This window comes from Gellertiella sp. DMC107, assembly GCF_056313605.1.
Window position 1 is genome coordinate 91,430 of the sequence record NZ_JBQUZZ010000005.1, and the last position, 15,545, is coordinate 106,974.

Genomic DNA, 15,545 nt, shown 5'->3' on the forward strand with positions numbered 1-15,545 from the left:
TGATGGAATTACTTCTTGTTGCGATCGTTGTCTTCATTGCGTTTTTCAGCCACCGCGGACTGGTGGCCCGGGTTCGCAAACTTGAAAAGGACATCGCCTCGCTCAAGAGCGCGATAAACGGCCTCACACGGAAACTACGACTGCGGTGGGGGCTGAAAGCCTGCTGTTCCTCGCTGGCGAGCGTCAACAGCAGGCGGAGGCTCCTGAACCGGAAGCCCTTCCGGTCGTTGCGCAGGAAGCCCTGCCGGACGCGGCCATGACGGACGCCGAACCCGAACCTGCAACGCTTCAAGCCGTGGCAGAGCCTGCCCTCAAGACACCGGCTGCCGCTGACGTTTCCCAAATCGAGAACAATCTCGGCAGCCGCTGGGCTGTGTGGGTCGGCGGCGTGGCGCTGGCGTTCGGTGGCGTGCTGATGGTGCGCTATTCCATCGAAAACGGCCTCATCGGTCCGGCGGTGCGCCTGATGCTCGCCGCATTCTTCGGCGCTGCCCTCATGATGGCCGGCGAATTCGTGCGGCGTCGCGGCATGCCCGCCGGCATGTCTGCCCTTTCGAACCGGATCGGACCGAATGCCATGATCCCCGGCATTCTCACGGCTGCCGGTGGCGTCTCGCTGTTTGCCACGCTGTTTGCCGCGCACCAGCTCTACGGCTTTATCGGCGCAGGCGTGACCTTTGTGCTGATGGCCCTTGTGGCCTTCCTCATTCTCGGTCTGTCGCTTTTCCACGGGCAGGCGCTGGCCGGTCTCGGCATGTTCGGCGGGCTGATCGCACCCGCCCTCGTCGAACCGGAGGCGCACCCGAACATTCCGCTTCTGATGGCCTATGTCGTTCTCGTATGGTTCGGTTCGATGGCAACCTCACGGCTGCGCGGCTGGAATCTCGTTCCTGTTCTCGCCACGTTCGGGGCGGGTTGCTGGGCCGCCTTTGCAGTGACCGATACCGGCACGAACCCGCCGATCATCGCCTTCCTCGCGCTTTTTGCGGGCACGCTGTTGCTGACCCCCGATACCCCCCTGTTCGGCACGATGGCCGGTACGCCGCAAGCGCGGGAACAGATCACGGCTCGTGTCAGCAACTGGGCGCTTTGGCTGTGCCTCTCCGTCACCGTCATTGGCGCGGCACTGGCGCTCGGCAACGACCTGTCCCTGATCGCCCCCCACCGTCTGCCCTGGGAAGCGATTGTGCTGGGGCTTGGGTTCGGCCTTGCCATCGCGCTTCGGCGGGACGCCCTGCCGGCCGTTCCCGTCTTCGGCATTGGAATGCTGACGGTTGTGGGCACCATTCTCGAAAACTATCGCTATATCGAGCCCGACACGTTTGGAGGGTCTACCCTTTACCGCACCATGCCGGCCGTCGCGATCGGCGGCGTTCTTCTTCTTTCCTCCATCCTCGCGCTTCGCTTCGAACGGCATCGGGGAACGGTCCCCGACATTCTGTGGGCGGTGCTGGGCAGCGGCGGACCGCTGCTGCTGCTCGCCATGTCCTATGGCGATCACGGCAACTGGATCAGCGATCCCGTGCATGCCCTGCTGGCGGCGCTGCTTGGCCTCGCCCTTCTTGTGCTGACCGACCGGCTGCTCGGGCGTCGGGCCACCGGCCTCTCCTTCGTCGTCGAGGGCGTTCTGGTGCTGGCCGCCTTCCTCGCCCTCGCCTTCGCGCTGTTTGCGGTTCTCGATGGCGTGGCGCTGGTGATGGGGTTCAGCCTGCTTGGCCTCGGCTTCTTCCTTGCCCATCGTCTGCGCCCCTGGCCGACCCTGCCCTTCATGATGGTGGCGGGTGCAGGTCTTGTCGCCGCACGCATTGGCTGGGATCCCACCATTGTCGGCCAGAGCCATCTGGGCACGACGCCGGTCTTCAACGCGCTGTTGCCCGCCTATGGCGGACCGGCGCTGCTTCTCGCGCTGACGGCATGGCTCAGCCGGCGAATGGAGAACCCTTTGCTGACCCGGCTGCTCGATGCCGCAGCGGTGCTGATGAGTTTCCTTGCCATCGCCATCCTCGTCCGGCACGGCATGAACGGCGGCGTCCTCAACGACGCGCAGCCCAATCTTGGCGAAACATCGATCTACACGCTCCTGCTGATCGGCTTTGCAGGCGCGCTGCTGCAGATCGACCGGCGCGATTCGAGCCCGGTTTTCGTGTGGGGTTCGATGATTGCCGGCGCGCTGTCCATGGCCTCGGTGCTGCTGATGCATCTGGTTGTCCGCAACCCTTATCTCACCGGCGAACTCGTGGGCGACTGGCCGCTGCTCAACCTCCTCCTGCCCGGCTATCTGCTGCCGGGGATTGCTTATGGTCTGCTGGCGGTCATGGCCCGGCCGCGACGACCCTATCCCTATGTTCTCGCGCTCGCGATTGCCGGCGCCGTTCTCGGCTTTGCCTGGGTCACGCTCTCGGTGCGGCAGGCCTGGCAGGGAACGAGCCTTGCGGACTGGCAGGGCTTCTTCGAGGGCGAGACCTACACCTACTCCGTCGTCTGGTTGCTGACCGGCGTGGGTCTGCTGGTGCTCGGAACCCGCTTCCGCGCCGTCAGCCTGCGCTATGCTTCGGCAGCGGTGGTCATCGTTACCGTCCTGAAGGTATTCCTGATCGACCTCTCCAATCTGCAAGGCCTGCTGAGAGCCCTGTCCTTCATCGGGCTTGGCCTGGCGCTGATCGGAATCGGGCTCTTCTACCAGCGCCTGCTGCTCAGAAGCGCCCGCGCAGAGGCGGAAGAAGCGGGGGCAAGTTCAACGTCCTGAAGAGAATCATCAAATAGCCGGATGCCGTTGACACGGCTTGCCTTTTTTCCATCTTCGGGATGCCGATACCTGTCTTGAGAAGGCTTATGCAATGACCGCTTCTTTCCCCGCCCGGCTTGCCGGGGCGTTCGAGCCCTATGAAACGCTCGCGGCCGAGCTGTTGCCCTTTTCGACGGAAGCGGGTGACGGGGCGCATGATCCCGCCCATATTCTCCGGGTTTTCCGGAATGCCATGCGGATAAGGGCCGAAGAAGGCGGAGACGGACGGATTCTTGCGGCGTCGGTATTGCTGCATGATTGCGTCGCGGTGGAGAAGAATTCGCCGCTCCGATCCGAGGCGTCGCGGCTCGCCGCAGAGCGGGCGGCCCGGCTTCTCGCCGAGCGCGGCTGGACAGAGCCGGACTGCGAGGCGGTGGCGCATGCGGTGCTGACGCACAGTTTCTCCGCCAATATTGCGCCCCGGACGCTGGAGGCGAAAATCCTGCAGGATGCCGACCGCCTGGATGCCATCGGCATGATCGGCGCGGCGCGCTGCTTCTATATTGCCGGCCGCATGGGTTCGGCGCTCTACGATGTTCTCGATCCGCTTGCGCAGGACCGGGCGCTGGACGACCGCCAATTCGCCATTGACCATTTTCCCGCAAAACTGTTCAAGCTGGCGGACGGATTCCAGACTGACACGGGACGCCGACTGGCCGAAGAACGGCATCGGCGGTTGACCGACGTGCTGGACCGGTTGCTCGGCGAAATCTGAAGGGTGAAGTCCATGCATGTCAGCTTCCTTGCCATCTATCCGCTGAAGAGCGGCCGCGGCATTCCCCTTGCCACGTCCGCCGTGGATGCCATGGGCCTTTACGGTGACCGTCGGCTGATGCTCGTCTCCCCCGACGGCCAATTCGTGACTCAGCGGGAACTCCCTGCCTTGGCGTCGCTCGTGGTGACGCCGCTTGCGGAAGGCTACCGGCTGTCGGTCGAGGGCCGGGGCGCGGTCGAGGCGCGGTTTGCGGCGGGCGGGCCACGCAAGGATGTGGCCGTCTGGCGCTCGATCGTCAGCGGCGCCCGAGCGGATGCGAGCGTGGATGCGGCGCTGACCGAGTGGTTCGGCCAGCCCCTGGCGCTCGTCCTTTTCGACGGCGATTCGCGCCGCCTTGCCAGCGCGGACTGGTCCGGACCGAATACACCGGTCAGCTTTGCCGATGGATATCCGGTGCTGATCACCACCACCGCCTCGCTTGCCGCCCTCAACGAGGATATGGCCGCGCATGGCGAGGGGGCCGTCGGTATGGACCGCTTCCGGCCGAACATCGTGATCGACGGGTCGGATCCGTGGGAGGAGGATGGCTGGGCTGCCCTTGACATCGGCGGCCTGCGCTTCGACCTGGTGAAGCCCTGCGCCCGCTGCATCATGACCACCCAGGATCAACAGAACGGCTCTCGCGAGGGCGCATCGCCGATGGCCGCGATGGGCCGCATCCGCATGTCTGCGGACCGGCGCGTTCCAGGTCCTCTCTTCGGCTGGAATGCGGTGCCGCGTGGGAGCGGGCAGCTTTCCGTCGGCGACGGTGTCCGGCTCCTCGAGGGCCGGCCCGAAGGCTGGGCCTTCAAGCGGCGCTGACCCACGCCCTCAAGCCACTTGATACATGCATCAGCAAATGTCGTTTTGTTTTTTGGCATATTGGTCATAGACATCTCCTTCCTGTCGCAAGGGAGTTTGCCATGACCGCCGCCACCACCAACCGCATGCCCTGGCTGATCATCGTCGCCGGCTCCCTGATCACCATGCTGGTATTCGGCCCGCGCAGCGCCATCGGGCTCTTCCAGCTTCCGATGCTGCAGGATACGGGCTGGGATCGCTCGACCTTCGGGCTGGCCATCGCCATACAGAACCTGATGTGGGGGCTGAGCCAGCCGGTCTTCGGGGCTGTCGCGGATCGTTACGGCACGGGCCGTGTGCTCGCCCTCGCCGGGCTGCTCTATGGCGCCGGAATGCTGCTCATGGCCCATGCCTCGGCCCCGATCTGGCTGCATGTGGGCGGGGGTGTCCTGATGGGTCTGGCCATTGGCGCGGGTTCGCTCGGCACCATCCTGTCGGCCTTTGCCCGTCATGTGACACCGGAGCAGCGCAGCTTCGCCTTCGGCATCGGCTCGGCGGCCAGCTCGGCCGGCATGTTCCTCTTCTCCCCGATCAGCGTGGAGCTGATCTCCCATTTCGGCTGGCAGGATGCGCTCGTCATCATGGGCGCGATGATGCTGCTCATTCCGCTGCTGGCCTTTCCGCTGCGTGGAAATTCGAGTTCGGGCCGGGCCGCCGCCGCGACCTACGAGCAGACCACCGGCGAGGCACTGCGCGAAGCCTTCGGACATCGCAGCTATCTGCTGCTGGTATCGGGCTTCTTTGTCTGCGGCTTCCAGCTGGCCTTCATCACGGCGCATTTCCCCGCCTATCTCGGCGACATCGGCATCGATGTCCGCTATTCCGGCATTGCCATTGCCCTTATCGGCCTCTTCAACGTGTTCGGATCGCTGATCGTGGGTTCGCTCGGAAACCGGATGCCGAAGCGCTACATCCTGTCCACTATCTATCTGGCCCGTTCGGTTGCCGTCACCGCTTTCATCCTGCTGCCGCAGACGCCTGTTTCCGTCATCATTTTTGCGGCGGTCATGGGCCTCCTCTGGCTTTCGACCGTCCCGCCGACCAACGGGCTCGTCGCGCTGATGTTCGGTACCCGCCACCTCGGCCTGCTCGGTGGCATGGTGTTCCTATCCCACCAGATCGGCTCCTTCCTGGGCGTCTGGATGGGCGGTTTCCTCCGCGACCAGCTGGGCTCCTACGACATCGTCTGGTGGCTTGGCGTGGCGCTCGGCGTGTTTGCGGCCATCGTACACTGGCCGATCGAGGAAAAGATGGTGGATCGTCCGGGCTTCGTGCCGGCGGAATAGCCACCGCCTTCCTTTTCACGGCCGCTCGCGCAACGCCTTCAGCGCCGCTTCGCGCAAGCCTTCTCTGGCCGATGGCATTTCGATGCCGCGCGGATCGTAGACGTGCCGGTGAAGGAAGAAGCCGGTCAAGCGAAAGGCATCATCCAGATCTTCAGCGCTGCCGCCGGCTTGTCGCTCCGGCGCCAGAAAGCCCGGCAATCTGAGCATACGGTCCGCGTAGGGTGCACCCGCCTCGCGGGTCACGGCCCTTCCCGACTTCGGCGAGACGAAAGTGAGACCGTCCCGCCGCCCGGTTGCCGCGCATTCGCTCAGATCGAGGCCGAAACCGAGATCGTTCAGCACCGCCAGCTCGAACCGGATGAAGAGCTCCCCCGCGCTCGCAGGATCGTCGAGATGGTCGAGAATGATATCGAGCGCTTCATAGAGATGCGGATGCGGATCCCGCTCCGGCAGGAGGCGCAGCAGCGCCGCCATGGTCTGGACCCCATAAAGGGCGACGGCGCTTTCCATCAGTTGCGCGGCGCGCTGGCGGATCGGTTCGATCCGGAACTCGCCGAGATGCTCGTCGAGCCGGGCTCGCCAGGTGACATCCACGAGATTTCCCGGCTGTAGCACCGGCTGCATGGTCCGGGAACGGCCACCCCGAACGAGGCCCAGATGCCGGCCCCGGGCACGGGTCATCACCTCGGCGATCACGCTTGTCTCGCCATGGCGCTTGATGCCCAGAATGATGGCTTCTTCCTGCCATTGCATGAATGACCGGCCCTCCGTCCGGACAGGCTCTGCCTCAGCTGTGGAAATCGAGCCCCATTTCGCGGAAGCGCTCGGGATCGTCACCCCAGTTTTCGCGCACCTTCACGAAGAGGAAGAGATGCACGGGCTGCTCGAGGATTTCGGACAATTCGCGGCGGGCTGCCGTGGAAATAGACTTGATCGCCTCGCCGTTCTTGCCGAGCGCGATCTTCTTCTGGCTCTCGCGTTCCACATAGATCACCTGCTCGATGCGGACGGAGCCATCCTTGCGCTCCTCCCACTTTTCGGTTTCCACATGGGAGGCATAGGGCAATTCCTGATGCAGGCGCAGGAAGAGTTTCTCGCGGGTGATTTCGGCGGCGAGCTGGCGCATCGGCAGATCGGAAATCTGATCTTCCGGGTAATACCAGGGCCCTTCCGGCAGGGCGTCGGCCAGGTAATCCAGCAGATCGCCGCATCCGGAACCGGTGGTAGCGGAAATCATGAAGGTGCGCTCGAAGCCGATCTTTTCATTGGCGGCGGCGGCAAGCTTCAACAGGTCCTCCGGGCGCACCCGGTCGATCTTGTTGAGGATGAGGATCTTGCGCTGCGGCACGTCCTTCAGGCCCTCCAGAATGGTTTCGGCATCGCCGCGCAGGCCGCGCTCGCTGTCGATCAACAGCGCGATCAGATCCGCATCCTTGGCGCCGCCCCAGGCGGAGGTCACCATCGCGCGGTCAAGACGCCGGCGCGGCTTGAAGATGCCGGGCGTGTCCATGAACACGATCTGCGCCTGGTGATGGATGGCAATGCCGCGCACGATGGCGCGAGTCGTCTGCACCTTGTGGCTGACGATCGACACTTTCGCGCCGACAAGCCGATTCACGAGCGTGGACTTGCCCGCATTGGTCGCGCCGATCAGCGCCACGAAGCCGGAATGGGTGGGGGCCGGAGCATGTTCGCCGGCCGCGGATTCGATTTCTTCTGTCATCGCTCTTTACTCTCCGGCGCCGCTCTTCGGCCAGACGCCTTCCCGTTCGAGAAGCCGCGTGGCGGCAACCTGTTCGGCGGCGCGCTTCGAACGCTCGACGCCCTGTTCCGGCGCAACGCCGGGAATTTCAACCGTCACCTTGAAGCGGGGATCATGATCCGGACCGGAGCGATCATCAACCCGGTAGGAAGGCGTGGCAGCGTGTTTTGCATGCGCCCATTCCTGAAGCTCGGTCTTGGCATCGCGCCGGCCGCTGTCGGGCTGGCTCACGCGCTTTTCCCAGTATTTCAGGATGAAGCGCCGCGCCACTTCCAGTCCACCTTCCAGATAGAGGGCGGCAATCAGGCTCTCGACCACGTCGGCGCGCACGTTCAACATGCGGCTGCCGGTGAGTTTCTTCACGTCGGCACCGGTGCGGATGAAGCGGTGCAATTCCATTTCGTCGGCCACGGACGCACAGGTCTGGGCACTGACGAGCTGGTTGAGCCGCACGGAAAGCTCGCCTTCCTTGGCGTCCTTGAAGGTGGTGAAGAGATGTTCGGCGACGCAGAGACCCAGAACCCGATCGCCCAGAAACTCCAGCCGCTCGTAATTGCCGCCCCGCGACGGCAGCGCGCTGGCATGGATCAGGGCCCGGTCCAGCCGGGCCCTGTCGGTGAAGCTATGGCCGATCATCTGCTCCAGACGGGCAAAATCATCCGCCGAAAGCGCTCTGGGCTTGTTCATTCGACCGCCTTGAACAGGCGGTTCCAGCGCATGTTGGCCGGCCATTTCCAGACTTCGGCAAAGGACGTGTTGTTGCCGATGGAGAAGGTGATGAAGGAGGCGCGACCGATCAGGTTCTCGGCCGGCACGAAGCCCACGTCAAAGCGGCTGTCGCGGGAATTGTCGCGGTTGTCGCCCATCATGAAGAAGTGGCCTTCCGGCACCAGGAACTCACGGGTGTTGTCGCCTTCGCCATCCTGCGCCTGATCCAGCGTGTCGAAGGTGACACCCGTATCGAAGGCTTCGCGGAAGACCGGTACATCGATGCCCGGATCGAGTTTGTAGTCGGAGGTGAAGGTGCCATCGGGCTGCTTCGGGACAGCCTTGCCATTGATGTAGAGGACACCCCCGGTGACCTGGATGCGGTCACCCGGCAGGCCGACGACGCGCTTGATGTAGTCGATGTTGGGTTCGGACGGCTTGCGGAAGACCACCACGTCTCCCCGCTTGGGATCGGACCCGAAAATGCGACCGGAGAACAGGTCCGGCGAGAAAGGCAAAGAGTATTTCGAATAGCCGTAGGCGAACTTGTTCACGAAGATGTAATCGCCGACGAGAAGGGTCGGCATCATGGAGCCCGACGGAATGGTGAAAGGCTGGAAGGCCAGCGTGCGGATCACCACGGCGAGCAGAAGCGCCTCGATGATGACCTTGACGTTTTCCCACAGGGTATTTTGCTTCTGAACAGTCTGCTCGGACACGCTGTCTCAATCCTTTTTCGCGTTTAGGCGCTCTCTGTAACGCTTTCCAGGGGCCGGGGCAATGCCGGGACCTCCCAAACGGAGCGGCCATGGGCTAGAGAGGCAGGGCCTCGATGATGACGAAAGCCTGCGCATAGGGGTAATCATCGGTTATGGTCAAATGTATGACCGGGCGATGCGCCTCGGGCAGCAGGGCGGCCAGCCGTTCGGCCGCGCCGTTCGTCAAATGCATGGTGGGCTTGCCGGAGGGCAGATTGATGACGCCCATGTCGCGCCAGAAGACGCCCTGGGCAATGCCGGTTCCAAGCGCCTTCGCGCAGGCTTCCTTGGCGGCGAAGCGCTTGGCATAGGACGCAGCCCGGTTCTTGCGCCGGTCCGATTTCGCCCGTTCCACATCCGTGAAGCAGCGATGGGTGAAGCGTTCGCCGAAGCGTTCCAGCGATTGCTCGACCCGGCGTATATCGGCGAGATCGCTTCCGATGCCTATGATCATGAATGGCCGTCCCTTCGTTCAGGCGGGGCGGCTTATGCCCCACCGCCAGTCTACGGGCGGATTCGGGCAAAAGGTCAAGCGACCGGCATAGCAAAAGGCCGGCTGCGAAAGCCGGCCCTAGACCCGATATCAGTAGCCCTTGCGGAACAGGCCCTGATCGACCTGGCGCTGGCGATATTCGAAATCGTAGCGGTCAAGGCTTTCATTGAGATAGGCCATTTCCCGTTCCTGGATAGAAGGACCACGCAGCGCCCGGGCAACTCTCTTCAGCGAAGTGAACATTTTTTGCTCCAATCAGCTCGTTTTCGTTGAGAACAGAGATAATATTTTCTCTCTTCTGGCACCAACGCTGATGCGCGACGGCTGATATGCGCTGGATGCATGGATTGCCGCTTTTGTGCCTATATTGTGAACAAATTTGCACTGCTGCGATGCAATATGCTTATTTTTGCGGCGCAATTAAAAAGGCCCGACACCGTCGGGCCTTCTTTCTGAACAAGGGGTTAACCGCCATTCGGGCTGGCGGTCAATCGAAGACGCGCTTCACGGTCGCCAGACAATCAAGTTCCTTCAACTGGGCAATCAGCTGGTTCAACTGTCTCAGGTCCCAGACCTCGAGATCGAGGGCCATTTCGGTAAAGTCGATGGCGACCCGCATCATGCTCAGCGTACGAATATTGACGTCCAGCGTCGCGACCGCCTGGGCCACCTTGGCGAGCGTTCCCGGCTCGTTGATGGCATTGATGAGGATCCGCGCCGTGAAGCGCGCCTTGTTGGCAAAATCCAGATCCCAGCGCACGTCGATCCACCGCTCGGGCTCGTCATCGAATTTCTGCAGCGTGGAGGCCTGGATGGGATAGATGGTGATGCCTTCGCCGTTCTCGTCCATGATGCCGACGATGCGGTCCCCCGGCACGGCGCCGGCCGGCGAGAACCGCACGTCCAGGGATCCGGAAAGGCCGCGGATCGGCAGAAGGCCCGCAGCCGCGTCGCCCTTGGCCTGCCCCGGCAAACGAAAGGCCATGCCGGTCGCGGTATTCATATGGAACCAGCCTTCGTCCGAACTGGGCTTGACGGTGACCCTTTCGTCCTGGTGGTCGGGATAGACCGCGCGCAGCACGTCCAGCGAGGAGATTTCCCCGCGTCCGACGGAGGCGATGGCGTCTTCCACATCCTTCTGACCCAGCCGATGGAGCGCCGGCCGCATGACATCCCGCGAGAAGATCTTTCCGGCCCGCTCGAAGGTGCGTTCCAGAATGCGGTGGCCGAGGCCGGCATATTGCTTGCGGATGGCCATGCGGGTGGCGCGGCGGATGGCGGCGCGCGCCTTGCCGGTGACGACGATTTCCTCCCAGGCTGCCGGCGGTACCTGTACGCCCGATCGGATGATTTCTACCTCGTCGCCATTGGCAAGCCGCGTGACCAGCGGCATGATGCGGCCGTTGATCTTGGCGCCCACGGTCGTATCGCCGATATTGGTGTGGACAGCATAGGCGAAATCGATGGGCGTTGCCCCGCGTGGAAGCGCGATCAGCTTGCCCTTCGGGGTGAAGCAGAAGACCTGGTCCTGGAAAAGTTCGAGCTTCGTGTGTTCCAGGAATTCTTCCGGGCTATCGCCCTCGGCCAGCGCCTCGATGGTATGGCGCAGCCAGGAATAGGCGTTGGATTCGCGCCCGAGCGCCTCCCCTTCCGTTCCCGTCCCGCCATCCTTGTAGAGCGTGTGGGCGGCAATGCCGAATTCGGCGATCTCGTGCATGCGCTTGGTACGGATCTGCAGTTCGATGCGCTGGCGCGACGGGCCGACAATGGTGGTGTGAATCGAGCGGTAGTCGTTCTGCTTGGGCGTCGAAATATAGTCCTTGAACCGGCCCGGAACCACGCGCCAGCGGCTGTGGACGATGCCGAGAGCCTGGTAGCAGGCCGGCACGGATTCGACGATGATGCGAAAACCATACACATCCGAAAGCTGCTCGAAGGAGAGCGATTTCGACTGCATCTTGCGGAAGACCGAATAGGCCTTCTTCTGCCGGCCCTTGACGCTTGCTCCCGTCAGGCCATTGGCCACAAGCAGGTCGCGCAGTTCGTCCTCGATCTTCTTGATCAGCCCCTCGTTGCGCCGGGAGAGCTCCTCCAGCCGCCGCGTCACCGTTTCATAGGCTTCCGGATTGATGTGGCGGAAGGAAAGCTCCTCCAGCTCTTCGCGCAGATCCTGCATCCCCATGCGGCCGGCGAGCGGCGCGTAGATATCCATGGTCTCTTCGGAAATGCGTACCCGCTTTTCCGCGGTCATGTGATCGAGCGTGCGCATATTGTGCAGCCGATCAGCCAGCTTGACCAGCAGCACGCGCACGTCGTCGGAAATGGCCAGAAGCAGCTTGCGCAGGTTTTCGGCCTGCTTCGCCTTCTTGCTGACGAGGTCCAGCTTCTTGATCTTGGTCAGACCTTCCACCAGCCGGCCGATATCCTCCCCGAAGAGTTCATCGATCTCGGCGCGGGTCGCGCTCGTATCCTCGATCGTGTCGTGCAGGAGGGCGACCGCGATGGTCGATTCGTCCAGATGCATTTCCGTGAGGATGGCGGCCACTTCAAGGGGATGGGAAATATAGGGATCGCCACTCGCCCGTTTCTGCTGCCCATGCTTCTGCATGGCATAGACATAGGCCTTGTTGAGGAGAGCTTCGTTGGCGTCAGGCTTGTATTTCTGAACGCGCTCAACGAGCTCGTATTGCCGCATCATTCCCCGTCATCCCCCGGCATATAAGCAAACTCGCGCAATCATAGGACCCACGCAAGACATTGCAACGTCAAACGAAAAGGCCGGTTTAAAAAAACCGGCCCTTGCGCTCTTCTAAATCAGGACTTGGCAGCCTGGCCTGCGGCCATCTTCGCCCGGCCGCCGGTGTGATCATCAATAATCGTCGCTCTTTTCCGGCGGTACGAGGCCTTCGATGCCAGCCAGCAGCTCTTCTTCCGTCATTTGGTCGAAAGTGATGGTTTCCGGCATATCGTCTTCGTCTTCGCCCTTGTCGGCAGCCATCTGGCCGGCGCCGATCATCGGAGCACCCTCATGCTCGGGCTCGTCCACTTCCACATGCTTCTGCAGCGAATGGATCAGGTCTTCCTTCAGGTCGTCGGGAGACAGGGTTTCGTCAGCGATTTCACGCAGCGCGACAACCGGGTTCTTGTCATTGTCGCGATCGATGGTGATCTGCGCGCCCTGGGAAATCTGGCGGGCACGGTGGCTTGCGAGCAGCACCAGCTCGAAGCGGTTGTCCACCTTGTCAATGCAGTCTTCTACGGTGACGCGGGCCATAGCCTGTCCTTCATATTCACGAAATCGGGGATTACTGCCCCCGCCGATACAGGGAATGCGCCGGAAATTCAAGTTTTTCCTGTAAGGATCGCAACGGCCTGCGCTTTACGACGAACGGAAGACGACCGGCGGACCCGTCGAATCATGTCACCACAGGCTTATCCGAACGGCCGCACATTCGAAAATGCCGACATCCGACATCGCCCGTCCGTGCACCCGCCACCACTTATAGGGGAGTTTTCAACTTCTGCCAGAGCGGCTGTCTCGGGGGCCCTTCCGTCCCAACCCGTGGCGCAGGCATGACCTGCGGCTTGCCAGGACGGATGCGCCCTAAGGCCGACGAATGACAGGAAATTCACAGCTTAGGCAGCCTCAGGCAAACGGCTTCGACAAATTTTAGTGCGACTGAATATATTTTGTGTCATGGTAAAAAGCCTATGGAAACGGGGCGTCCCGCAGCCGCGCGCTTTACGGGACATCCGACCATTACATTTTTGAAACAGCAACCATCAGTTGCTTGGAAGAAATGAAAGTTTGCAATAATATTTATTTTAGACAGTAAAGATGTTATGCATGCGCGGTGCCGGAGTGCCGCATCGCCGGTTTGACAGAGAGCCCGTATTGTCGCCTTTTTGGATTAGGAATTAGGACATGTTTGACCCCCGTGAAAAAATTGCATTGTTCATCGATGGTGCCAATCTCTATGCCGCATCGAAGAGCCTCGGTTTCGACATTGACTATCGCAAGCTGTTGAAGGCCTTTCAGAAACGCGGTTATCTCCTTCGCGCCTATTATTACACCGCGCTGATCGAGGACCAGGAATATTCTTCCATCCGCCCGCTGATCGACTGGCTCGATTACAACGGGTACAAGGTGATCACCAAGCCGGCGAAGGAATTCACGGACTCCATGGGTCGCCGCAAGATCAAGGGCAACATGGATATCGAACTGGCCATCGACGCGATGGAGCAGTCGGAAACCGTGGACCATCTGGTCATCTTCTCCGGCGACGGCGACTTCACGACGCTCGTCGAGGCCCTGCAACGGAAGGGCCGCAAGGTGTCGGTCGTTTCGACCATGTCGACCCAACCGCCGATGATTGCGGACGATCTTCGCCGTCAGGCAGACCATTTCATCGATCTCACCACGCTGCGCGCCGAAGTTGGCCGTGACCCTTCCGAGCGGCCCGTTCGCGTGGTCGAGCCGGTGGCGGACGACGTGGAAACCTGATCGAGCCTTTGAGGCCCGCAAGACATAAAAAAACCCGCGTCCGGCGCGGGTTTTTTATTGCGGTCGTTCGGGATGTTTCTCAGCCGCGATCCTTCAGCAGGCGGGATTTCTGCCGATTCCAATCCCTTTCCTTCTCGGTCTCGCGCTTGTCGTGCAGCTTCTTGCCCTTGCCGAGCGCCAGTTCGAGCTTCGCCCGGCCCTGATCGTTGAAATAGATCTTCAGGGGAATGAGGGTCATGCCTTCGCGGTTGATGGCGGCCCGCAAGCGATTGATCTCGCGCTTCGACATCAGCAACTTGCGACGGCGGCGCGGCTCGTGATTGAAACGGTTGGCCTGCAGATATTCCGGAAGATGCGAGTTGATCAACCAGAGCTCATTGCCCTCATCCGAGGCGTAGGATTCGGTAATATTCGCCTTGCCATCGCGCAATGACTTCACCTCCGTGCCGGTCAGGACCAGACCGGCTTCGTAGGTATCGATAATCTCATAATTGAAGCGGGCCTTGCGATTTTCCGCAACGACCTTTTTCACGACGCGCTGGCTGCCTTTGGGTGCCATGATGGTATGTCTCTTTCGCTTTCCGGACGGGCCGGGCATTCATGTAAGACCGAACCGGCCCGAAGGGAAGAGCGACGAGGTCAGATCAGGCCTGCATGTTTCAGGGCTGCGTCCATCGCCGCCTCGGTGGCGGGCTCGAGCGACGGCAGCAGGGGCGAACGCACCTGTCGGCTCATCCGCCCCAGCTTGGCAAGGCCATATTTCGCGCCGCAGACGCCCGGCTCCATGAAGACCGCCTTGTGCAGCGGCATCAGCCGGTCCTGATAGGAGAGCGCCTTTGCGTAGTCGCCGGCAAGGGTTGCTTCCTGGAATTCGGCGCAAAGCTTCGGGGCCACATTGGCGGTCACGGAGATGCAGCCAACGCCGCCATGGGCGTTGAAGCCGAGCGCCGTTGCATCCTCGCCCGAGAGCTGGATGAAATCCTTGCCGCAGCTGGCCCGCTGTTCCGAAACCCGCTCGATCTTGCCGGTGGCATCCTTGACGCCCACGATGTTCTTGTGAGCATGGGCGAGCGCGCCCATGGTTTCCGGCGACATGTCGATTACCGAACGGCCAGGGATGTTATAGATGAAGATCGGAAGGGAAACGGCTTCGGCAATGGCCTTGAAATGGGCGATCAGCCCCTTCTGGGTCGGCTTGTTGTAATAGGGCGTCACGACGAGCAGCGCGCTTGCGCCAGCCTTTTCCGCATGCTGCGCCAGTTCGATCGCCTCGCGCGTATTGTTCGATCCGGCGCCGGCAATGACGGGCACGCGCTTTGCAGCGACCTCGATGCAAATTTCCACCACGCGCTTGTGTTCCGCATGGGAAAGCGTGGGGGACTCCCCGGTGGTGCCGACGGGCACCACGCCGTGGCTGCCTTCCGAAATCACCCAGTCGACATGCCCGGCGAAGGCCTTTTCGTCGACAGCGCCCGTTTCCGTGAAGGGGGTAAGCAGTGCGGGGATCGATCCCTTGAACATGGAACACTCCTGAAGCGGCCATGAACAGGAATTCGGCCGCATTTCACCTATCAAATCCCGCGCACCATAAAGGCAGGTTTCGGCTGAAACAAGCAAGGAAGAAGCTGTTTTCG

At 61.9% G+C, this 15,545-nt stretch carries 15 protein-coding genes; 5 read left to right on the forward strand and 10 right to left on the reverse strand.

Annotated elements, in window-relative coordinates; genetic code table 11:
• Window positions 1-145 precede the first annotated feature (145 nt).
• The 4 genes from ACT54B_RS16665 to ACT54B_RS16680 all read left to right on the forward strand — a co-directional run bounded on the left by ACT54B_RS16665 (window position 146) and on the right by ACT54B_RS16680 (window position 5,686).
• Entirely contained in the window at window positions 146-2,746 is a 2,601-nt protein-coding gene (locus ACT54B_RS16665) for a DUF2339 domain-containing protein (protein ID WP_476046411.1), read from the forward strand.
• 91 nt (window positions 2,747-2,837) lie between these two features.
• Window positions 2,838-3,500 (forward strand): HD domain-containing protein, encoded by a 663-nt coding sequence (locus tag ACT54B_RS16670; RefSeq protein WP_476046413.1) that lies wholly within the window; start codon window positions 2,838-2,840, stop codon window positions 3,498-3,500.
• 12 nt (window positions 3,501-3,512) lie between these two features.
• Window positions 3,513-4,361: an MOSC domain-containing protein gene (locus tag ACT54B_RS16675; RefSeq protein ID WP_476046415.1), complete on the forward strand. Its 849-nt coding sequence runs from the start codon at window positions 3,513-3,515 to the stop codon at window positions 4,359-4,361.
• A 101-nt stretch (window positions 4,362-4,462) separates the two neighbouring features.
• Window positions 4,463-5,686: an MFS transporter gene (locus ACT54B_RS16680; RefSeq protein WP_476046417.1), complete on the forward strand. Its 1,224-nt coding sequence runs from the start codon at window positions 4,463-4,465 to the stop codon at window positions 5,684-5,686.
• 15 nt (window positions 5,687-5,701) lie between these two features.
• Here the strand turns inward: ACT54B_RS16680 and recO are convergent, their stop codons facing one another.
• The 8 genes from recO to rpoZ form a co-directional block, all read right to left on the reverse strand.
• Window positions 5,702-6,439, reverse strand: coding sequence for a DNA repair protein RecO (recO, locus tag ACT54B_RS16685; protein ID WP_476046418.1), 738 nt, complete (start codon window positions 6,437-6,439; stop codon window positions 5,702-5,704).
• Between the two features lie 34 nt (window positions 6,440-6,473).
• The gene (era, locus tag ACT54B_RS16690; RefSeq protein ID WP_476046420.1) at window positions 6,474-7,409 is read right to left on the reverse strand and encodes a GTPase Era; all 936 of its coding nucleotides are present in this window, start codon (window positions 7,407-7,409) and stop codon (window positions 6,474-6,476) included.
• A 6-nt stretch (window positions 7,410-7,415) separates the two neighbouring features.
• Entirely contained in the window at window positions 7,416-8,135 is a 720-nt protein-coding gene (rnc, locus tag ACT54B_RS16695; RefSeq protein ID WP_476046421.1) for a ribonuclease III, read from the reverse strand.
• The gene (gene lepB / locus ACT54B_RS16700) at window positions 8,132-8,875 is read right to left on the reverse strand and encodes a signal peptidase I (protein WP_476046422.1); all 744 of its coding nucleotides are present in this window, start codon (window positions 8,873-8,875) and stop codon (window positions 8,132-8,134) included. The genes rnc and lepB overlap by 4 nt, the downstream gene beginning before the upstream one ends.
• Window positions 8,876-8,969: 94 nt before the next feature.
• On the reverse strand, window positions 8,970-9,368 hold the full coding sequence (acpS, locus tag ACT54B_RS16705; RefSeq protein ID WP_476046423.1) for a holo-ACP synthase: 399 nt from the start codon (window positions 9,366-9,368) through the stop codon (window positions 8,970-8,972).
• Between the two features lie 129 nt (window positions 9,369-9,497).
• Window positions 9,498-9,650, reverse strand: coding sequence for a DUF3563 domain-containing protein (locus ACT54B_RS16710; protein WP_476046424.1), 153 nt, complete (start codon window positions 9,648-9,650; stop codon window positions 9,498-9,500).
• 244 nt (window positions 9,651-9,894) lie between these two features.
• A complete protein-coding gene (locus tag ACT54B_RS16715; protein WP_476046426.1) occupies window positions 9,895-12,105 on the reverse strand; it encodes a RelA/SpoT family protein in 2,211 nt (736 codons plus the stop codon).
• Window positions 12,106-12,276: 171 nt separating this feature from the next.
• On the reverse strand, window positions 12,277-12,681 hold the full coding sequence (rpoZ, locus tag ACT54B_RS16720; RefSeq protein ID WP_476046428.1) for a DNA-directed RNA polymerase subunit omega: 405 nt from the start codon (window positions 12,679-12,681) through the stop codon (window positions 12,277-12,279).
• Window positions 12,682-13,332: 651 nt separating this feature from the next.
• On the opposite strand from rpoZ, the gene ACT54B_RS16725 reads away from it, so the two are divergent.
• Window positions 13,333-13,911, forward strand: coding sequence for a LabA-like NYN domain-containing protein (locus ACT54B_RS16725; protein ID WP_476046430.1), 579 nt, complete (start codon window positions 13,333-13,335; stop codon window positions 13,909-13,911).
• Window positions 13,912-13,990: 79 nt separating this feature from the next.
• Here ACT54B_RS16725 and smpB read toward each other — a convergent pair whose 3' ends face one another.
• Window positions 13,991-14,470, reverse strand: a complete 480-nt coding sequence (gene smpB, locus ACT54B_RS16730; protein WP_476046431.1) for an SsrA-binding protein SmpB — start codon at window positions 14,468-14,470, stop codon at window positions 13,991-13,993.
• 80 nt (window positions 14,471-14,550) lie between these two features.
• On the reverse strand, window positions 14,551-15,432 hold the full coding sequence (dapA, locus tag ACT54B_RS16735; RefSeq protein WP_476046433.1) for a 4-hydroxy-tetrahydrodipicolinate synthase: 882 nt from the start codon (window positions 15,430-15,432) through the stop codon (window positions 14,551-14,553).
• Window positions 15,433-15,545 lie beyond the last annotated feature (113 nt).